Source organism: Lelliottia sp. JS-SCA-14, from assembly GCF_035593345.1.
Lineage (GTDB): Bacteria > Pseudomonadota > Gammaproteobacteria > Enterobacterales > Enterobacteriaceae > Enterobacter > Enterobacter wanjuensis.
In genome coordinates this window covers 4447845-4467814 of sequence record NZ_CP141606.1, presented here as the reverse complement: position 1 = coordinate 4467814, position 19970 = coordinate 4447845, and the positions used below count along the sequence as shown (strand labels likewise).

Genomic DNA, 19970 nt, shown 5'->3' with positions numbered 1-19970 from the left:
ATGGCTTTTAAAACATGGCGAACAGGCGTTCACATTCAACAAGATAGTGTTCTGGCCGTCTCAATAACCCAGGAGCGCACCGGGTGGTATCTGCGCCGCTGGTGGCAGATCCCGCTGGCAGCGGGAATCATCCGCGACGGGCAAATAATCCATCCACAACAACTGGTTGCCGCGCTCAGCGAGTGGAGCCAGACGCTGCCCCATTACCACCGCATCTTTATGGCGTTTCCGGCTGCTCGCACGTTGCAAAAGACGCTGCCCGCTCCGGCGCTGACGTTGCGCGACAGCGAGCAGGCGTCGTGGATTGCGTCGGCGATGTCCCGCGAGCTCGAAATGGCTCCGGATGCGCTCTGCTTTGATTACGTGCAGGACACCTTTAGCCGCTCGTTTCACGTGACGGCGGCGCAAAACAAAGAGGTGGCGGCGCTGTTAACGCTCGCGGAAACGCTGCGCCTGCACGTGGCGGCCATTACGCCGGATGCCGCGGCGCTGGCGAACTTCCTGCCGCTTCTTGACCCTCCCGCTCACTGCATGGCCTGGCGCGACGGGCAGCACTGGCTATGGGCGATGCGCCACCAGTGGGGGCGAAAACGCGCCGATGAAGCGAAGAATGTGGCTGAGCTGGCAGCTCTGTTAGCGCTGAGCCCGGATGACATCGCGCTCTTTGCGGTCGGGGAGCACGATCCTTTTAGCTTGCTTGCGCGCTGTCAGCCGCCGCTTCCCCAGTACAGCGCGGATTTCACGGTCGCTTTGGCCCTCGCGATGGGGGAACTGTTCGAGTGAACATGACTAACTTTCTGCCGTGGCGACACCTGCGACAGCAATCCTGCTGGCGACTCTGGATGTTGCTCTTTGTCGGCTCGGTGCTGATCGCTCTAATGGCAACGTACATCCTGCGTTCCGGCTATGGGCTAAAGGCGCGTGCGCTTGAGACGCTTCTGGCCAGTGACACCGCGATACAACAGCAGCTGAACGCCCACCGCGCCCGGTGGCAAGCGCGGCAGGCTGTGCCTTTGCAAAACCCGCAGAGGGTACTGCGCGACTGGCAACCGGCGCTGGTTTCGCTCGCGTCGGCCATGCCGGAGCAGGCGTGGCTGACGCAGCTTCGCTACCAGCCGCCGCGCCTGACAGTAACGGGGTTTGCTGCGACACCGTCGGCGCTCTCGGCGCTGGCGGAATCACTCAAACTGCTGCCCGGTTTTATGATTGGGCCTGCGGGGGAAATGCAGCAGGACGCTCAGGGGCGCTGGACGTTCAGTTTTACCCTCACGAGTCAGGGGTGAAGCGTGCGTATCTTCTCTGAACGCTGGCATGCGTTTCGCTTACGCACTCGGGTTCTTTGCTGGGGTCTGGGTTCATGCGTAGTGCTGCTGGGAGCATATCTGACGCTGGCGCACCCGGTAATCCAACAGCGGTTACTGCTTGAATCTTCGCGCAGCCAATCGGCGTCGGCCCGTGCCGCGCTCTGGGTGAGCGAAGCGCACCCCCATCTGGTTCCGGCGGAATCTGTTGTGCCTGTCACGTTGCCATTTTCGCCGCTGGATTTTCAGACCGGTGGCGTGCGGCTGGTTCACTGGCTGCCCGGCGAGAAGGGCGGAGAGTTAACCCTGAATGCCGACTGGATGCAGATCCCGCCGCTGTTCGCGCGGCTTACGCGCTGCGGAATGGGCATCAGCGGTTTTTCCGTGATGCCAGAGGGGGCGCGGCTCCAGCTGATTGTGCAGGTGGAGAGCCAAAATGCGAACTGAACTGCGCGTATTGCTGGTGTGTTCACTGCTCCTCATCACAGGAATGCGCGATCCCTTTCGCCCTCCGGACGACCGCTGCGCAACAGGCGCGCTCGGCCAGTGGCGGTATCAGGGAATGCTCAAGGGCGGCAGCGCCGTAGGCATGGTCAAAGATGAACAGCAGCGCTGGCATCGTGTCCGGCTGGAAGAGCGGCTGCCAGCGGGCTGGCAGGTGCTGGCTGTTAATGAAACGGAAATGGTTATCGGGCTCGGCGAAGGATGCGAGCCGAAAGAGTGGCGATGGCCACGAGAGGGAACGAAGCATGAAAATAGTCAGTCGAATCGTCCTGTTGATGATACTCAGCATGCCGACATGGGCCGTCGCGCCAAAACCCGTCACCCTGGCGGTGGATGACGTACCCGTTGTTCAAATTTTGCAGTCCCTGGTGGAGCTTGAGAATCGAAATCTGATTGTCTCACCCGATGTCACCGGCTCGCTGTCTCTGCATCTGACGCGTGTTCCATGGCGGCAGGCGCTGCAAATCGTTACCAACAGCGCCGGGCTGGTGCTGCGGGAAGAGGGTGGCATTTTCTATATCAATACGGCCACGTGGGCGCGGGAGCAGCAGTCGCAAAAAGAAGAAGAGCAAACCCGGCAGAAACTGAATGTGCCGCTGGCCTCACGTGCGCTCTCTTTCGCCTATGCCGATGCGACCGAGCTACAAAAAGCCGCAGAAAAACAGCTCAGTCCTAAGGGGAGTCTCTCCGTCGATAAACGCACTAACCGCCTGCTGGTGTGTGATATCCCCGGCGTGCTGGACAGTCTGCAGCACTGGGCCGAGCAGATGGATCTCCCTGTGGCGCAGGTGGAGCTGGCGGCGCATATCGTGACGATTAATGAAAAAAGTCTGCGAGAGCTGGGGGTGAAATGGAATCTGGCCGAGGCGAGCAGCGCGGGCTCGCCCGGGCAGATCACCACGCTGGGGGCGGATGTTTCCGTTGCGGATGCCACCAGCCACGTCGGGTTCAACATCGGGCGGATCAACGGGCGACTGTTAGATCTGGAGCTCTCGGCGCTTGAGCAAAAGCAGCAGCTTGAGATCATCGCCAGCCCGCGGCTGTTGGCGTCGCATATGCAGCCCGCCAGCATCAAGCAGGGCAGTGAAATTCCGTATCAGGTGTCCAGCGGCGAAAGCGGGGCGACCTCCGTGGAGTTCAAAGAGGCGGTTCTGGGAATGGAAGTGACGCCCGTGGTTCTGCCAAATGGCCGGGTGCGACTCAAACTGCACATCAGCGAAAACATGCCGGGCCAGGTTTTACAGCAGGCAGATGGCGAAACGCTGGCGATAGATAAACAAGAAATTGAAACGCAGGTGGAAGTCAAAAGCGGTGAAACGCTGGCGCTGGGCGGAATTTTCTCGCAAAAGAATAAAACGGGCAGTGACGCGATTCCGGGACTTGGGCGAATTCCCTGGGTGGGGCAACTCTTTCGCCACGATGGCAAGGATAATGAGCGGCGCGAGCTGGTGGTATTCATCACGCCGCGTCTGATTAGCATTCAATAATGGAAACGATCCCCGCGAGGATTTTGCATCCAGTTTGTTGCAGATGTTTGACGTGAGGCATGAATTAGCATACAAGGAGTACCGATTTGAGTTTCAGCTTCTCCTAATCTTACCTCTTGTTGCTTTAAGCATCTGGCGTGGTGATTTAATCAGTTGCCAAACAAGCAGGACTACTGAGATAATTTTTAGTCTGACTCTCGCACTATCGCATATGAGGTTTCAGTTCATGTCCTGCTACGCTGAGTGTCTGCGCAGCGGGGATTACCATTAACGAATAGTCTTAGTAGTACCGAAAAAATGGCAGAGAAACGCAATATCTTTCTGGTTGGGCCTATGGGTGCCGGCAAAAGCACTATTGGGCGCCAGTTGGCTCAACAACTCAATATGGAATTTTACGATTCTGATCAAGAGATTGAGAAACGAACCGGAGCTGATGTGGGCTGGGTCTTCGATGTAGAAGGCGAAGAAGGTTTCCGTGACCGTGAAGAAAAAGTTATCAATGAACTTACGGAAAAACAGGGCATCGTACTGGCAACGGGCGGCGGTTCTGTAAAATCTCGCGAAACTCGTAACCGTCTCTCCGCCCGCGGCGTTGTGGTCTATCTTGAGACGACCATCGAAAAACAGCTGGCACGTACGCAGCGCGATAAAAAGCGCCCGTTACTGCAAGTTGAAACGCCTCCACGTGAAGTTCTGGAAGCATTAGCCGGTGAACGCAATCCACTGTACGAAGAGATTGCGGATGTGACCATTCGTACCGACGATCAGAGCGCTAAAGTGGTTGCAAACCAGATTATTCATATGCTGGAAAGCAACTGATTCTGGCTTTATATACACTCGCCCACGGGTATAAGCATTTAAGGTGGATGTCGCGTCATGGAGAGGATTACAGTTACTCTCGGGGAACGTAGTTACCCTATCACCATCGCGGCTGGCTTGTTTAACGATCCAGCTTCCTTCTTACCACTGAAAGCGGGTGATCAGGCTATGCTTGTCACCAACGAGACTTTGGCTCCGCTTTATCTCGACAAGATTCGTCATCTGCTGGAACAGGCAGGTGTGAAGGTCGACAGTGTGATTCTGCCTGATGGCGAGCAGTATAAAAGCCTGGCGGTACTCGATACCGTCTTTACCGCATTACTGCAAAAACCGCATGGTCGCGATACGACACTCCTTGCCTTAGGCGGTGGTGTTGTTGGCGATCTAACGGGTTTTGCCGCGGCAAGTTATCAGCGTGGTGTTCGTTTTATTCAAATTCCTACCACGCTATTATCGCAAGTCGATTCCTCTGTTGGCGGCAAAACGGCCGTCAATCACCCGCTTGGCAAAAACATGATTGGCGCGTTCTACCAGCCGGCTTCGGTGGTGGTGGATCTCGACTGTCTGAAAACCCTGCCAAAACGCGAGCTGGCCTCCGGGCTGGCAGAAGTGATCAAATACGGCATTATTCTGGACGGTGAGTTCTTCGCCTGGCTGGAAAAGAATATGGATGCGCTGCTGAACCTCGACGGTCAGGCACTGGCGTACTGCATCCGCCGTTGTTGTGATCTGAAAGCAGAAGTCGTCGCAGCAGACGAGCGGGAAACCGGCTTACGTGCTTTACTGAATCTGGGGCATACGTTCGGGCACGCGATTGAAGCCGAAATGGGCTACGGCAACTGGCTTCACGGCGAAGCGGTCGCTGCAGGCATGGTGATGGCTGCTCGCACCTCCGAACGTTTGGGTCAGTTCACCAAAGAAGAGACTCAACGTATCATCACGCTGCTGGAGCGCGCGGGTTTACCGGTGACGGGACCACGCGAAATGTCTTCGCAGGCGTATTTACCCCACATGATGCGTGATAAAAAAGTATTGGCTGGCGAGATGCGGTTGATTCTCCCGCTGGCAATAGGGAAGAGTGAAATGCGCGGCGGAGTGTCGCACGAAGTGGTTCTTGGCGCGATTGCTGATTGCCAGCAGGCGTAACAACTAGAAAGGTCTGGCTACTGTCAAAGGTAGCTATTTAGATTCAGGTGCAATGCAACGTCGTAAGCATGAGCCTTTGAGTGGGGTGTTAAATGGATGAATTCAAACCAGAAGACGAGCTGAAACCCGATCCCAGCGATCGTCGTACTGGTCGTTCTCGTCAATCTTCAGAACGTGATAACGAGCCGCAGATCAACTTTGACGATGTTGACCTGGATGCAGACGATCGTCGTCCGTCACGTAGCCGCAATGCGCGTGATGAGCGAGAAGAAGAAGAGGGTTATGAGTCCGAAGAAGATTCAATGGACGAAGAGCCTGTAGAGCGTCGCCCGCGCAAACGTAAAGCGGTAGCCAAAAAACCGGCTTCCCGTCAGTACATCATGATGGGCCTTGGCGTGTTTGTTCTGCTGCTGTTGATCATCGGCATCGGTTCCGCGCTTAAAGCACCGTCAACAAATTCCACTGAGCAGACACCTTCCGCCGAAAAGAGCATTAGTCTTTCGGGGAATGATGCTGCCGATCAGGCCAATGGCGCGCAGCCTGCGCCGGGTACGACTTCTGCTGAGCAGACTGCGGGTCAGACCGCTAATGCGCCGCAGGATGTCTCCTTGCCGCCGGTTTCCTCGACGCCAACTCAGGGCCAGGCTCCTGCCGCGCCTGAAGGCCAGCAGCGTGTTGAAGTTCAGGGCGATCTGAACAACGCATTGACTCAGCCTCAGAGCCAGGATCAGGTGAACAACGTGGTGGCTAGCTCCACGCTGCCAACCGAGCCTGCAACCGTGGCTCCGATTCGCGGCGGTGCGGCACAACCGCAAACCGCAGCAACGGAAACCAAACCGCGTCAGACTCAGACCCAAACCGCGCCGCGTCAGGAACGCAAACAGGCTGTGATTGAGCCGAAGCGTGAAACCAAACCGCAGGCGGTCGCGAAAGCACCAGAAACCAAACCTGTTGCTCAGCCTAAGCAGACCGAAACCGCAGCCGTGAAAGCGCCTGCTGCGACCACGACGGCTCCGAAAGCCACGACAACCGCGCCAGCAGCGACCACCGCACCAGCGGCGACGGCAACGGCCAGCGCGGCGACAGCCGGTAAAACGGCGGGCAACGTCGGTTCACTGAAATCTGCGCCATCCAGCAACTACACGCTTCAGTTGAGCAGCTCGTCGAGCTACGACAACTTGAACGGCTGGGCGAAGAAATCTAATCTGAAAAACTATGTGGTTTATCAGACGACCCGTAACGGACAACCCTGGTATGTGCTGGTAAGCGGCGTGTACGCCTCTAAAGACGAAGCGAAGCGCGCAGTAGCGACGTTACCTGCGGATGTTCAGGCAAAAAACCCGTGGGCGAAACCGATTCATCAGGTTCAGGCTGATTTGAAGTAATGGTTAAAGCGCAGGATGCTGTCGGAGCTTTTTCCACAGCCGGAGAAGGTGTAATCAGTTAGTCAGCATGAAAAAAAATCGCGCTTTTCTAAAATGGGCAGGGGGGAAATACCCCCTGCTCGACGACATTAATAAACACCTGCCGAAAGGCGAGTGTCTTATCGAGCCCTTCGTGGGCGCTGGGTCGGTGTTCCTGAACACCGACTTTTCTCGCTATATCCTCGCGGATATCAACAGCGATCTCATTACCCTCTACAATATCGTCAAGACTCAGACCGATGAGTACATCGATGCGGCGCGTGAACTCTTTACCCCAGAGAACAACAACCCGGACGCTTACTATCAGTATCGCGCCGAGTTTAACCAGAGCACGGATACTTTCCGCCGGGCGCAGTTGTTCCTGTATCTGAATCGTCATGGCTACAATGGCCTGTGCCGGTACAACCTGAAGGGTGAGTTCAACGTGCCGTTTGGTCGCTACAAGCGCCCATACTTCCCGCTGGCCGAGTTGCAGCACTTCGCCGAAAAAGCGCAGAAAGCGGAATTCCACTGCATCTCTTATGAGAAGTGCATGGAAATGGCCAACGCGGACTCCGTGGTCTATTGCGATCCGCCGTACGCCCCGCTCTCGGCGACCGCGAACTTCACCGCCTATCACACCAACAGCTTCAGCCCGAAAGAGCAGGCGCATCTGGCAGAAATGGCGGAAAAGCTGGTCAGTAAGCAAATCACGGTGTTAATTTCGAACCACGACACGCCGGATACCCGCGAGTGGTACAAAGCGGCGAACGATCGTATTCAGCTTAAAGTGCGGCGCAGCATCAGCAGCAACGGCGGCACGCGTAAAAAGGTGGACGAACTGCTGGCGCTTTATCGCCCCTGAGCCGTTTCGCCCGCCGGTAACTACATTTCAAGGAGATGCGGATGAAACAGTTTTTGATTGCTCCCTCAATTCTGTCGGCCGATTTTGCCCGCCTGGGTGAAGACACGGCCAAAGCGTTAGCCGCGGGCGCGGATGTGGTCCACTTCGACGTGATGGACAACCACTACGTGCCTAACCTGACCATCGGCCCGATGGTCCTGAAAGCGCTACGTAACTATGGCATCACCGCTCCGATTGACGTTCACCTGATGGTGAAGCCGGTCGATCGCATCGTCCCGGATTTTGCCTCAGCCGGTGCCAGCATCATTACCTTCCATCCCGAAGCCTCCGAGCACGTCGATCGCACGCTGCAGCTGATTAAAGAAAGCGGCTGTAAAGCGGGCCTGGTGTTTAACCCGGCGACCCCGCTCAGCTATCTCGATTACGTAATGGATAAGCTCGATGTGATCCTGCTGATGTCCGTGAACCCAGGCTTCGGCGGCCAGTCCTTCATTCCTCAGACGCTGGAGAAACTGCGCGAAGTGCGCCGTCGTATTGATGTGTCTGGGTATGACATTCGCCTGGAAGTGGATGGCGGCGTGAAGGTGGACAATATCGGCGAAATCGCGGCAGCGGGCGCGGATATGTTCGTGGCCGGCTCAGCGATTTTCGGCCAACCCGATTACAAAAAAGTCATCGATGAAATGCGCGGTGAACTGGCAAAGGTAAGTCATGAATAAGTTGCAGGCAATTCGGGGTGTGGCGTTTGACCTCGATGGTACGCTGGTAGACAGCGCGCCAGGTTTAACCAGCGCCGTGGATCAGGCGCTGTATGCGCTGGAACTGCCGGTCGCTGGTGAAGAACGCGTGGTGACCTGGATCGGTAACGGCGCAGACGTGCTGATGGAACGTGCCCTGACCTGGGCGCGTCAGGAGCGGGCGATTTTGCGCTCTGCGCAGGGCAAACCCGGCGTTGATCATGCGGATATCCCGCAGGATGAACAGCTGCGCGTCCTGCGTAAGTTGTTCAACCGTTACTATGAAGAGACGGTGGAAGAGGGCAGTTTCCTGTTCCCGGACGTGGTCGAAACCCTTAGCGCCTTGCATTCCAGCGGTATGCCGCTGGCGCTGGTGACCAACAAACCAACGCCGTTTGTCGCCCCGCTGCTTGAAGCGCTCGACATCGCGAAGTACTTCTCCGTGATCGTCGGTGGCGATGACGTCCAGAACAAAAAGCCGCACCCGGAACCGATCTTACTGGTGGCCGGAAAACTGTCATTAACGCCTGAACAGCTGCTCTTTGTCGGCGATTCGCGTAATGATATTCTGGCGGCCAAAGCGGCAGGGTCTCCTTCCGTCGGCCTAACCTACGGCTACAACTACGGGGAAGCCATCACGCTGAGTGAGCCGGACGTGGTGTTCGATCACTTCAAAGATTTACTGCCCGCACTCGGGCTTTCGCACAGTGAACATCAGGAATCGAAAAATGACTAAGCCCATCGTATTTAGTGGCGCACAGCCTTCAGGTGAATTGACCATTGGTAACTACATGGGTGCGTTACGTCAGTGGGTCAACATGCAGGATGATTATCACTGCATCTACTGCATCGTGGATTTACACGCGATTACTGCGCGTCAGGATCCTGAGAAACTGCGCAAAGCGACGCTGGATACGCTGGCGCTGTACCTGGCCTGCGGTATCGATCCTGAGAAAAGCACCATCTTCGTACAGTCTCATGTGCCGGAACATGCTCAGCTGGGCTGGGCGCTGAACTGCTACACCTATTTCGGTGAGCTGAGCCGTATGACTCAGTTCAAAGACAAATCCGCACGCTACTCCGAAAACATCAACGCCGGTCTGTTTGACTACCCGGTGCTGATGGCGGCTGACATTCTGCTGTATCAGACCAACCAGGTGCCGGTGGGTGAAGACCAGAAACAGCACCTTGAGCTGAGCCGCGATATCGCCCAGCGCTTCAACGCCATTTATGGCGATATCTTCAAAGTGCCTGAGCCGTTCATTCCGAAATCCGGCGCGCGCGTGATGTCCCTGCTTGAGCCGACCAAGAAGATGTCTAAGTCTGACGATAACCGCAACAACGTGATCGGCCTGCTGGAAGATCCGAAAGCGGTGGTTAAAAAGCTCAAGCGTGCGGTGACCGACTCCGACGAGCCGCCTGTCGTGCGCTACGACGTGCAGAACAAAGCGGGTGTCTCCAACCTGCTGGATATCCTCTCCGGCGTCACCGGGCAGAGCATTCCTGAGCTCGAGCAGCACTTCGAAGGCAAAATGTATGGTCATCTGAAGGGGGAAGTGGCTGACGCCGTTTCCGGCATGCTGACCGACCTGCAGGAGCGCTATCACCGTTTCCGTAATGACGAAGCCTTCCTGAACCAGGTGATGCGTGACGGCGCGGACAAAGCGAGTGCACGTGCGTCTGAAACCCTGAAAGCGGTGTATCAGGCGATTGGGTTTGTGGGTAAGCCTTAATGCTATTGCCGGGTGGCGCTAGCGCTTACCCGGCCTACGAAACACATATGTAGGCCGGGTAAGGCGTAGCCGCCACCCGGCGAAAAAACCGCACAGCGTCCATAAAAAAAACCGGGAATTTCCCGGTTTTTTTCTACCTGCAAAAGACTTACGGCTGTTCCGCCGCCGGGCCGCAACCGCCGATCATTTTAGAGATCGAAATTGCCGGGTGCAGGAAGTAGTCGTAGCTACAGGTGTTTTTGGTATTTTGAACGTGACCGGTGCAAGCCGTCAAAGTCGATAACAGGCCCACTAAAACCGCGGCCTTTGCCAGTTTAAACATACACTTTCCTTGTAATGGAGCATTTCTTTTGGATGTACAACGAGGGAATAATGGAAAAATCCATTGCGCAGGCGGTATGTTATCGGCAGGCGTAAGACGGGAGTAGTCCAGTTAAGGACTACTCTTTGAAGAGAGATTATGCAGAGAAATTAATGGTTTGAGAACCAGTTCAGCTTCTCGCGCAGTTCGACCACGCGGCCGACAATAATCAGCGCCGGGCTCTCGACCTGCTGCGCCAGTTCGCCCAATTCTGTTAGCACGCCGCTTACGACACGCTGTTTGATGGCGGTGCCGTTTTCCACCAGCGCCACCGGCATATCGCTTTGCATCCCGTGTTCTAGCAGTTTTTCCTGAATGGTCGCCGCCTGGTTCAGCCCCATGTAGAACACCAGCGTCTGTTTTTCAGCGGCCAGGTTATGCCAGTCCAGCTCGCTGCCGGTTTTCAGGTGGCCCGTCACCAGGCGTACGCTCTGGGCGTAATCACGATGTGTCAGCGGAATACCGGAGTAGGCCGAGCAGCCAGATGCAGCCGTAATACCGGGAACGACGGAGAAAGGAATGCCCGCGTTACACAGGGTTTCCAGCTCTTCGCCGCCGCGTCCAAAGATAAAGGGATCGCCGCCCTTGAGGCGCACCACACGTTTCCCTTTTTGCGCTTCGCGCAGCAGGATCTGGTTGATCTCCTCCTGCGGTACGCAGTGATATCCGGCGCGTTTGCCGACGAAGACGCGATCGGCGTCGCGGCGCACCAGATTCATAATGTCATCGGAGACCAGGCGATCGTAGACCACGATATCCGCCTGCTGGATCTGCTGCAGCCCCTTCAGGGTCAACAGCCCCGCATCTCCAGGCCCTGCGCCGACCAGCACCACTTCACCGCGATGGTCCAGCGGCTCGGTCAGCAGACGCTCGGTGCTCTCTTCAATGGCTTTCTGATCCTGATTCGCCAGCGACTGCGCCAGGCGATCGTTGACGAAGAATTTTTCCCAGAAACGGCGGCGTTCTCCCATGGTGGCGAAAGTTTTCTTCACTCGTGAACGCAGCTGCCCCGCGTAGTGAGCGACCTGTCCAAGATGCTGAGGCAAAATCGCTTCCAGTTTTTCGCGCAGCAAACGGGCCAGCACCGGGGAGGTCCCGCCGGACGACACGGCCACCATCAGCGGCGAGCGGTCGATAATCGACGGCATGATAAAGCTGGCTTCTTTCGGCGCATCGACCACGTTGCAGAATATACGGCGGGTTTCGCAGGCATCGCTGACGCGCTGGTTCACTGCGTCATTATCCGTCGCGGCGATGGTCAGCCAGCAGGTGTCGAGCAGTGATTCGTCGAACTCGCCCTGTACCAGCGTCAGCATTCCTTCCTGCGCCCAGACGGTAAACTGCGGGTCGAAGGCGAGGGCGTTCACCGTCAGTCGGGCTCCGGCCTCTAACAGCAGGCGCGCTTTGCGTTCAGCGACATCGCCACCGCCCACCAGCAGGCAGTCGCGGTTGCGTAATTGACAGAAAATCGGCAGGTGATCCACGACATTACCTCTCAGGGGTGAACAGTTGCGATGATTACCGGAGTCGGACGCTCCGCTTTTTGAGTAGCATACCCGTAACGACAAAAGTCATACAGAAATTGGTGACGCTCACGGGAGGCGTTGCGCCTCCCGTGATGGTTTAGCCTTTCAGCTGCACCTGGCCGTCTTTGACGCGGACGTCGTAGTGCTTCACGGAATGACTTTCATCTTCCATGCAGTGCCCGTCGGTGAGACGGAAACGCTGCTTTTTCAGCGGGCTGGCAACCCACAGTTCGCCCTGATGTTCAGCGATCAGGCCGCGAGACAACACGCTGGCCTCAAAGAACGGGTCGATGTTGCTGATAGCGAAAACCTGTTCGTCGTGGCGCGGGCGGAAGATTGCCACGTGCTCGTTGCCCAGCAGCGCACAAACGCCGGTTGCCGGAATGATGTCGTCGATTTTGCAGATGTTTACCCACTGGCTCATACGTTTTCCTCCACCAGAGTCACCGGAATGCGCTCGTACGGCGTGGCCGGACGATGCTGTTCGCGCTCAGGCACCACCTGGACGTTCGGATCGCGCTGGGTGCTGTTGATAAAGTGTTTGAAGCGCACCTGTGCGGCTGGCGTGTTGACGGTTTCCGTCCACTCGCAAATCACCGCCTCGCGCAGGCGGGCAATCTCTTCTTCCAGATGCTCGTTCAGACCGAGTTTGTCGTCGATGATCACCGATTTCAGGTATTCGATGCCGCCTTCCAGGTTATCCAGCCAGGAGGCCGTACGGGTCAGTTTGTCGGCGGTACGGATGTAGAACATCATGAAGCGGTCGAGATATTTCAGCAGCGTTTCGCGGTCGAGATCGGCGGCCAGCAGGTCGGCGTGACGCGGTTTCATCCCGCCGTTACCGCAGACGTACAGGTTCCAGCCTTTTTCGGTGGCGATAATCCCCACGTCTTTGCCCTGCGCTTCCGCACATTCACGAGTACAGCCGGAGACGCCGAACTTCATTTTGTGCGGGGTACGAATGCCTTTGTAGCGGTTTTCCAGCTCAACGCCGAAGCCCACGCTGTCGCCCACGCCGTAACGGCACCAGGTGCTGCCCACGCAGGTTTTCGCCATACGCAGCGCTTTGGTATACGCGTGGCCGGTTTCGAAGCCCGCTTCGATCAGCTGACGCCAGATTTCCGGCAGGTCATCTTTCTGCGCACCAAACAGACCGATACGCTGGGAACCGGTGATTTTGGTGTACAGGTTAAATTCGCGCGCCACGCGTCCGACGGCCACCAGACCTTCCGGGGTGATTTCGCCACCGGCAGAGCGTGGGATCACGGAGTAGGTGCCGTCTTTCTGGATGTTGGCGAGGAAGTTGTCGTTGGTGTCCTGCAGCGGCGTGTGCTCTGGCTTCAGGATGTAGTCGTTCCAGCAGGAGGCGAGCAGGGAACCTACGGTCGGTTTACACACTTCGCACCCGTAGCCCTGGCCGTGTTTTTCCAGCAACTCGTCGAAGGTTTTGATGCCTTCCACGCGGATCAGGTGGTAAATCTCCTGGCGTGAGTAAGAGAAGTGCTCACACAGGTTGTTGTTCACTTCGATGCCCTGTTTCGCCAGTTCGGCGTTCAGCACCTGAGTGACCAGAGGAATACAGCCGCCGCAGCCGGTCCCGGCTTTGGTTTCGGCTTTCAGCGCCGCAACCGTGTGGCAGCCTTTGTTGATCGCGGAGATCAGCATGCCTTTGGTCACGTCGAAGCAGGAGCAGATCTGCGCGCTGTCCGGCAGTTTATCCACGCCGATAGACGGTTTGCCACTGGAGGCATGAGCAGGCAGGATAAGCGCGTCCGGGTTTTCCGGCAGCTCGATGGCGTTCAGGACCAGCTGCAGCAGGTTGCCGAAATCCGTGGTATCGCCCACCAGCACCGCACCCAGCAGGGTTTTGTTGTCCTGGCTGACAATCAGACGTTTGTAGACCTCTTTGCTTTCGTCGAGGTACACGTAGCTGCGACAGCCCGGCGTGCGGCCGTGCGCATCGCCGATCCCGCCGACGTCTACGCCGAGCAGTTTCAGCTTGGCGCTCATGTCCGCGCCGGTGAAGGCATTTTCGTTACCGAGGATGTGGTCCACGGCGACCTGCGCCATTTTGTAGCCCGGTGCCACGAGTCCGTACACGCGGTTGCTCCAGCTGGCGCATTCGCCGATGGCGTAGATGTCCGGGTCGGAGGTCTGGCAAGAATCATTGATCATGATCCCGCCGCGCTGCGCCACGGCCAGACCGCACTGGGTCGCCATTTTGTCGCGTGGACGGATGCCGGTAGAGAAGACGATGAAGTCCACTTCCAGCTCGCTGCCGTCGGCGAAGCGCATGGTTTTACGCGCTTCGGTGCCTTCCTGAACGATCTCTTTGGTGTTTTTGCTGGTGTGAACTTTCACACCCATGCTCTCGATCTTACGGCGCAACTGATCGCCGCCCATATGGTCGAGCTGTTCGGCCATCAGCATCGGGGCAAATTCGATGACGTGGGTTTCGACGCCTAAGTTTTTCAGCGCGCCTGCCGCTTCGAGGCCGAGCAGACCGCCGCCGACGACCGCGCCGCGTTTACTGCGACGCGCGCAGGATTCGATCGCTTTGAGGTCTTCAATGGTACGATAAACGAAGCAATCCTGTGTTTCTGAGCCCTTGATAGGCGGGATCCACGGGTAAGAGCCAGTCGCCATGATCAACTTATCGTAAAAAACGGTACGTCCGGCACTGGAGTGGATCACCTTTTCCTGGCGGTTGATGGTGATGGCGCGTTCGCCCACCAGCACTTTGACGCCATGCTTCTCGTAGAAACCTTCACGCACCAGAGAAAGTTCTTCAGCAGTGTGATGGGAGAAGTAGGAAGAGAGGTGGACACGATCGTATGCTTGACGGGGTTCTTCACAGAAGACGGTAATATCGAACTGGGCAGCGTCAGCTTTATCGAGAAGATCCTCAATAAAGCGGTGGCCGACCATGCCGTTACCAATAATAGCGAGTCTGACTTTGCTCATTTTTGCCTCGATTTCTTTTCTATTACTGCCTACCTTAACGATTCAGCAGGGGCGCTTATTGATACAAATCAAATACGCCTTTAACTACCCCTTAGTGGGTATATCGCTGATTTGTCAGGATTTTTATAAGTCTCGGAAATAGCACGCTTTTCGCGAGCGTCTATTTTCTATACAAATTAGGGGCCTAATGATTAAGATGACGTACCCCTTAATTTCAGCCGCGTTTTTCGGGAGAAAGGTATGACGACAACACCGCTTTGGCTCGTTCAGAATGTTCGGTTACCGGGCCGGGAAGGGTTATGGCAGATTGGCATTGAGAATGGCCGTTTTGCTGAGATCACCCCGATGAGCGACGCGCACGACGAAAGCTACGAGGTGCTCAACGCCCGCGGCGGGCTGGCGATCCCGCCGTTTATCGAGCCGCATATTCATCTCGATACGACACAGACTGCGGGCGAACCGAGCTGGAACCAGTCTGGCACGCTGTTTGAAGGCATCGAGCGCTGGGCGGAGCGTAAGGCGCTCCTGAGTCACGAAGACGTCAAAGCCCGCGCGTGGAAAACGCTAAAATGGCAAATTGCCAACGGCATCCAGTTCGTGCGCACCCACGTGGATGTCTCCGACCCGACGCTCACCGCCCTGAAAGCGATGCTGGAGGTGAAACAGGAAGTCGCGCCCTGGGTGACGCTGCAAATCGTGGCCTTCCCGCAGGAGGGAATTCTCTCTTATCCCAACGGCGCGGCGCTGCTCGAAGAGGCATTAAAACTGGGCGCGGATGTGGTTGGGGCGATCCCGCACTTTGAATTCACCCGCGAGTATGGCGTCCAGTCCCTGCACATCGCTTTCGAGCTGGCGAAAAAATACGACCGTCCGCTGGATATTCACTGCGATGAGATCGACGACGAGCAGTCGCGCTTCGTTGAAACCGTCGCCACTCTGGCGTACGAGGCGGGCATCGGCCATCGCGTGACCGCCAGCCATACCACGGCGATGCACTCCTACAACGGGGCGTACACCTCGCGCCTGTTCCGCCTGCTGAAGATGTCCAACATCAACTTTGTCGCTAACCCGCTGGTGAATATTCATCTGCAGGGACGTTTTGACGACTATCCGAAGCGTCGCGGTATCACCCGTGTGAAGGAGCTGCAGGAGGCAGGCATCAACGTCTGTTTCGGCCATGATGACGTCTTTGACCCGTGGTATCCGCTGGGTACGGGCAATATGCTGCAGGTGCTGCACATGGGGCTGCACGTCTGTCAGATGATGGGCTATGGGCAGATCGATAGCGGTCTAAATCTGATTACCCACAACAGCGCCAGAACCTTTGGCCTGACGGATTACGGCATCGAAACGGGCAATCCGGCGAACCTGATTATTTTGCCTGCGGAGAGTGGGTTTGAAGCGGTGCGCTGCCAGGTGCCGGTGCGCTGGTCGATTCGTCAGGGAAGGGTGATTGCCACCACGCAGCTGGCGCAGACGTGGATCCAGACGGATAGCGGAGGAGAGGAAGTGAACTTTACCCGAAACAGCCCCTTCGCCGGTAGCAAAGGGGCGTAGGGACTTAGTGAGAAGCCGCTGCCGTGTTGTGCTGACGGTGGCGGGTCACAAAGCCCAGAATCAGACACATCACGAACACCACCGCGTACAGGCCGTTCGCCGTGTGCAGGGCCGCCAGCGGACCGCTGTGGGCGACGATCGGGCCGGTCACCACGAAGGTCAGCATGGTGCCGATGGTGCCGCAGGTCAGCACGAAGTTGACCAGCTTCGGCGAGGCCACTTTGGTTTGCAGGGAGCCGAGCGTAATGATCGAGGTGTAAATCGCGCTGGAGAAGAAGCCGAGGGTCAGGATGAACCACGGCATATGCTCCGGTGATCCGTTGATGAACAGATACATCAGCACGGTCGCCAGACCGGCCAGCACGGTCAGGATGCGTTGCAAGTCGAAGAAGCGCAGGATGAAGCTAAATGCCCACATGCCGAACATGTACGACATCCAGAAATCGCTCACCAGTTTGCCCGCGTCGTTCAGGCTCATGCCCAGACTTTTGGCGTATTCCGGCACCCAGGAGATAAAGCCCAACTGGCCAAGGATGTAGCACAGGGCGGCCACGGAGAGGAACAGCACGCCGATCCCCCATTTCTCTTTCACCACCGGCTCGGCACTCTGCTCGGCTTTTTTGCCCAGCACCGGGAAGTCACAGCCGAAGGTCAGAATAAAGATCGCCACGTACACCAGGCCGATACAGGCATATACCCAGTACCACTCGATGCTGCGCGCCAGCAGAACGGCGGCGACCATCGGGAAGATCATCCCCGCCATGCTGAAGAACGAGTCGGTGAACAGCAGACGCGCGCCGCGCTGGCGGCCTTCATACATATGGGTAATCAGGAAGGTCCCGATGGACATGGTGATCCCGCTGACCAGGCCGAGTACGAACATCGACGCCGAAAACAGGGCGATGCTGTGGCTGACCATCAGGCCCGCCACGGCGGCGACCATCAGCACAAAGCCGAAACGCAGCTGTGTTTTCAGCGGCACGATTTCCATCAGCCAGGCGTTTAAGAAGATAGAGATCAGGATCCCGGCGTTCAGGAAGGTAAAGGTGTTGCTCATGCTGGAAACCGGTAACTGGAAATAATCGGCAATATTGCCCATTACCATCCCGGTGACGATCACCAGTGCGCCGGTGAGGGCGTAGGAGAAGAAGCTGATCCATGTGAGCTTGATGCGGTTGCTGTTAGTCATGTCTGCCTTATTTAGGTACGTAAAGCGCGTTGACCGCGCCGAGTGCGGGCAGATTTTAGTCATTAAAGTGATCTATTTAAATCTTTTCTGAAAATTATGATCCTCGTTGCAGTTTTTCTTATGAGGTAAATCACCTTTTTACCCCCTGGATTCAACTGATTGGCCGGTTACAACTGTTTCAAATTCGTAAAATTAGGTAAAAGGCTGGCCTCCGTCCATACTGCTCTTTAGAATCAAGGCACTTGCCTTATTTACTGCGCTTTCTTAAGGAATTCTCATGCTCAAATCAACTCTGGCGGCTGTCGCAGCTGTGTTTGCACTTTCTGCTGTCTCTCCTGCTGTTCTGGCAGCGAAAGGTGATCCCCATGTTTTGCTGACAACCTCTGCCGGGAATATTGAGCTGGAACTGAACAGCCAGAAAGCTCCTGTTTCTGTGAAGAACTTCCTCGACTACGTGAACAGTGGTTTCTATAACAACACCACATTCCACCGCGTGATCCCGGGCTTTATGCTCCAGGGCGGCGGCTTCAACGAACAGATGCAGCAGAAACAGCCTAACGCGCCGATCAAAAACGAAGCCGACAACGGCCTGCGCAATACCCGCGGCACCATCTCTATGGCGCGCACCGCGGATAAAGACAGCGCGACCAGCCAGTTCTTCCTGAACGTGGCCGACAACGCCTTCCTCGATCACGGCCAGCGTGATTTTGGTTATGCGGTATTCGGTAAAGTTGTGAAAGGGATGGACGTGGCTGACAAGATCTCTCAGGTGCAGACCCATGACGTCGGTCCATACCAAAATGTTCCGACAAAACCGGTCGTTATCCTCTCCGCAAAAGTGCTGCCGTAAGTTTCTCCTCTGCGGGTCTCCTCGCCCGCATTGCTTGCTCCTCCCTGCGAAAGCGCAGTTTGCTGCTTATACTTGTGGCAAACGGACACATTCAGGGAGGCGTTAAGTGAAAAAACTCACCGATAAACAAAAGTCCCGTCTCTGGGAGCAACAGCGAAATGCCAATTTCCAGGCCAGCCGACGCCTCGAAGGGGTCGACAGCCCGTTAGTCACGCTCAGCGCGCAGGAAGCTGAAGTGCGTCTTGAGGAACTCAGGAGGCACTATGAGCGATAAAATTGGCGATGACCGCGACCCGTACCTCTATACCGGCCTGAATGTGATGCGCAATGCGCTCAGTATCCGCCAGGCGGAGCGACTGGCGCAGGCCTCTTACGAACTGACGGCGCTACGTGCCGCCACGCTGCCTCTCGGCCCTCCGGCGCGCGGTTTGCCGCATCTCTGCGCCATTCACCGCCACCTGTATCAGGATATTTTCAGCTGGGCCGGAGCAATTCGTGAGGTCGATATTTACCAGGGCGACACCCGTTTTTGCCACTTCGGCTACATCGAAAAAGAGGGCAACGCCCTGATGCAGGATCTGGAAGAAGAAGGCTACCTGGTGGGTCTCGATCGTGAGGAGTTCATTGCCCGCCTCAGCCACTACTACTGTGAGATCAACGTCCTGCACCCGTTCCGGATTGGCAACGGCATCGCCCAGCGCGTCTTCTTTGAGCAACTGGCGATCCACGCGGGCTATCAGCTGAGCTGGCGAGGCATCGACCCGGACGAATGGGCGGCGGCTAACCAGAGCGGGGCGATGGGCGATTTGACCGCGCTCACCGCCATCTTTGCCAAAGTAGTGAGCGAAGCGCGGGAAACTGAGTAGAATAGGGCGGCTATTTTTGTCCCGGAGCCGCCATGATCCTGCTGATTGATAACTACGATTCCTTTACCTGGAACCTTTACCAGTACTTTTGTGAACTGGGGGCAGAGGTGATCGTCCGGCGCAACGACGACATTACGCTGGCTGATATCGACGCGCTGGCCCCGCAGAAAATCGTCATTTCACCGGGACCCTGCACGCCCGACGAGTCGGGCATTTCGCTGGATGTCATCCGCCACTACGCCGGCAAACTGCCGATCCTCGGCGTCTGTCTGGGGCATCAGGCGATCGCTCAGGTGTTCGGGGCGACCATCGTCCGTGCCGAACGGGTGATGCACGGCAAAACCTCGCCGGTGACCCACACCGGAACCGGCGTGTTTCGCGGGCTGAATAATCCGCTGACGGTCACCCGCTATCACTCGCTGGTCATCGACCCGCCTACGCTTCCCGACTGTTTTGAAGTCACCGCCTGGAGCGACACCCAACAGATCATGGGCATTCGCCACCGCGAGTGGGATCTCGAAGGGGTGCAGTTCCACCCGGAGAGCATTCTGAGCGAGCAGGGCCACGAACTTCTGGCCAATTTCCTCCATCGCTGAATTTTTATTGCCTTGCTGTGATTTTTTATGCATATTTTGTGATTATATTTTCACGCGAACTGTGAC

At 56.7% G+C, this 19970-nt stretch carries 22 protein-coding genes; 17 read left to right on the top strand and 5 right to left on the bottom strand.

Annotated features, from left to right (window positions below):
- From U9O48_RS20960 to trpS, 12 genes are all read left to right on the top strand, one after another.
- Positions 1–783 (top strand): DNA utilization protein HofM, encoded by a 783-nt coding sequence (locus U9O48_RS20960; RefSeq protein ID WP_324723135.1) that lies wholly within the window; start codon positions 1–3, stop codon positions 781–783.
- A 2-nt stretch (positions 784–785) separates the two neighbouring features.
- The gene (locus tag U9O48_RS20955) at positions 786–1283 is read left to right on the top strand and encodes a PilN domain-containing protein (RefSeq protein ID WP_324723134.1); all 498 of its coding nucleotides are present in this window, start codon (positions 786–788) and stop codon (positions 1281–1283) included.
- Positions 1284–1286: 3 nt separating this feature from the next.
- Positions 1287–1748: a HofO gene (locus tag U9O48_RS20950; RefSeq protein ID WP_324723133.1), complete on the top strand. Its 462-nt coding sequence runs from the start codon at positions 1287–1289 to the stop codon at positions 1746–1748.
- Entirely contained in the window at positions 1738–2142 is a 405-nt protein-coding gene (locus tag U9O48_RS20945; protein ID WP_324723132.1) for a HofP DNA utilization family protein, read from the top strand. The genes U9O48_RS20950 and U9O48_RS20945 overlap by 11 nt, the downstream gene beginning before the upstream one ends.
- Positions 2093–3292: a DNA uptake porin HofQ gene (hofQ, locus tag U9O48_RS20940; RefSeq protein ID WP_416382111.1), complete on the top strand. Its 1200-nt coding sequence runs from the start codon at positions 2093–2095 to the stop codon at positions 3290–3292. The genes U9O48_RS20945 and hofQ overlap by 50 nt, the downstream gene beginning before the upstream one ends.
- 297 nt (positions 3293–3589) lie before the next feature.
- A complete protein-coding gene (gene aroK, locus U9O48_RS20935; RefSeq protein WP_010436374.1) occupies positions 3590–4111 on the top strand; it encodes a shikimate kinase AroK in 522 nt (173 codons plus the stop codon).
- 57 nt (positions 4112–4168) lie between these two features.
- A complete protein-coding gene (gene aroB, locus U9O48_RS20930; protein ID WP_324723129.1) occupies positions 4169–5257 on the top strand; it encodes a 3-dehydroquinate synthase in 1089 nt (362 codons plus the stop codon).
- A 92-nt stretch (positions 5258–5349) separates the two neighbouring features.
- The gene (damX, locus tag U9O48_RS20925; RefSeq protein ID WP_285146162.1) at positions 5350–6642 is read left to right on the top strand and encodes a cell division protein DamX; all 1293 of its coding nucleotides are present in this window, start codon (positions 5350–5352) and stop codon (positions 6640–6642) included.
- Between the two features lie 67 nt (positions 6643–6709).
- Entirely contained in the window at positions 6710–7525 is an 816-nt protein-coding gene (gene dam, locus U9O48_RS20920) for an adenine-specific DNA-methyltransferase (RefSeq protein WP_285146163.1), read from the top strand.
- Between the two features lie 41 nt (positions 7526–7566).
- Positions 7567–8244 (top strand): ribulose-phosphate 3-epimerase, encoded by a 678-nt coding sequence (gene rpe / locus U9O48_RS20915; RefSeq protein WP_324723128.1) that lies wholly within the window; start codon positions 7567–7569, stop codon positions 8242–8244.
- Entirely contained in the window at positions 8237–8998 is a 762-nt protein-coding gene (gene gph, locus U9O48_RS20910) for a phosphoglycolate phosphatase (RefSeq protein ID WP_324723127.1), read from the top strand. Before rpe ends, gph begins: the two co-directional genes overlap by 8 nt.
- Positions 8991–9995, top strand: coding sequence for a tryptophan--tRNA ligase (gene trpS / locus U9O48_RS20905; RefSeq protein WP_282493510.1), 1005 nt, complete (start codon positions 8991–8993; stop codon positions 9993–9995). Before gph ends, trpS begins: the two co-directional genes overlap by 8 nt.
- 148 nt (positions 9996–10143) lie before the next feature.
- Here the strand turns inward: trpS and U9O48_RS20900 are convergent, their stop codons facing one another.
- The 4 genes from U9O48_RS20900 to nirB form a co-directional block, all read right to left on the bottom strand.
- Entirely contained in the window at positions 10144–10317 is a 174-nt protein-coding gene (locus tag U9O48_RS20900; protein ID WP_282493509.1) for a YhfL family protein, read from the bottom strand.
- A 149-nt stretch (positions 10318–10466) separates the two neighbouring features.
- On the bottom strand, positions 10467–11840 hold the full coding sequence (gene cysG / locus U9O48_RS20895) for a siroheme synthase CysG (RefSeq protein WP_324723126.1): 1374 nt from the start codon (positions 11838–11840) through the stop codon (positions 10467–10469).
- A gap of 139 nt (positions 11841–11979) precedes the next feature.
- Entirely contained in the window at positions 11980–12306 is a 327-nt protein-coding gene (gene nirD, locus U9O48_RS20890) for a nitrite reductase small subunit NirD (RefSeq protein ID WP_282493507.1), read from the bottom strand.
- Positions 12303–14846: a nitrite reductase large subunit NirB gene (gene nirB, locus U9O48_RS20885; RefSeq protein WP_324723125.1), complete on the bottom strand. Its 2544-nt coding sequence runs from the start codon at positions 14844–14846 to the stop codon at positions 12303–12305. Before nirB ends, nirD begins: the two co-directional genes overlap by 4 nt.
- Positions 14847–15086: 240 nt before the next feature.
- Between nirB and U9O48_RS20880 the strand changes: the two genes are divergently transcribed.
- The gene (locus U9O48_RS20880; RefSeq protein WP_285146168.1) at positions 15087–16403 is read left to right on the top strand and encodes a cytosine deaminase; all 1317 of its coding nucleotides are present in this window, start codon (positions 15087–15089) and stop codon (positions 16401–16403) included.
- Positions 16404–16407: 4 nt separating this feature from the next.
- Here the strand turns inward: U9O48_RS20880 and tsgA are convergent, their stop codons facing one another.
- Positions 16408–17592, bottom strand: coding sequence for an MFS transporter TsgA (gene tsgA, locus U9O48_RS20875; RefSeq protein ID WP_324723124.1), 1185 nt, complete (start codon positions 17590–17592; stop codon positions 16408–16410).
- Positions 17593–17869: 277 nt separating this feature from the next.
- Here tsgA and ppiA point away from each other — a divergent pair, with 277 nt between their 5' ends.
- From ppiA to pabA, 4 genes are all read left to right on the top strand, one after another.
- A complete protein-coding gene (ppiA, locus tag U9O48_RS20870) occupies positions 17870–18442 on the top strand; it encodes a peptidylprolyl isomerase A (RefSeq protein WP_095283699.1) in 573 nt (190 codons plus the stop codon).
- 106 nt (positions 18443–18548) lie between these two features.
- A complete protein-coding gene (locus U9O48_RS20865) occupies positions 18549–18716 on the top strand; it encodes a YhfG family protein (protein ID WP_095283698.1) in 168 nt (55 codons plus the stop codon).
- On the top strand, positions 18706–19308 hold the full coding sequence (locus U9O48_RS20860) for a putative adenosine monophosphate-protein transferase Fic (protein WP_324723123.1): 603 nt from the start codon (positions 18706–18708) through the stop codon (positions 19306–19308). The genes U9O48_RS20865 and U9O48_RS20860 overlap by 11 nt, the downstream gene beginning before the upstream one ends.
- A 32-nt stretch (positions 19309–19340) precedes the next feature.
- Positions 19341–19904, top strand: a complete 564-nt coding sequence (pabA, locus tag U9O48_RS20855; RefSeq protein WP_324723122.1) for an aminodeoxychorismate synthase component 2 — start codon at positions 19341–19343, stop codon at positions 19902–19904.
- Positions 19905–19970: the final 66 nt, after the last annotated feature.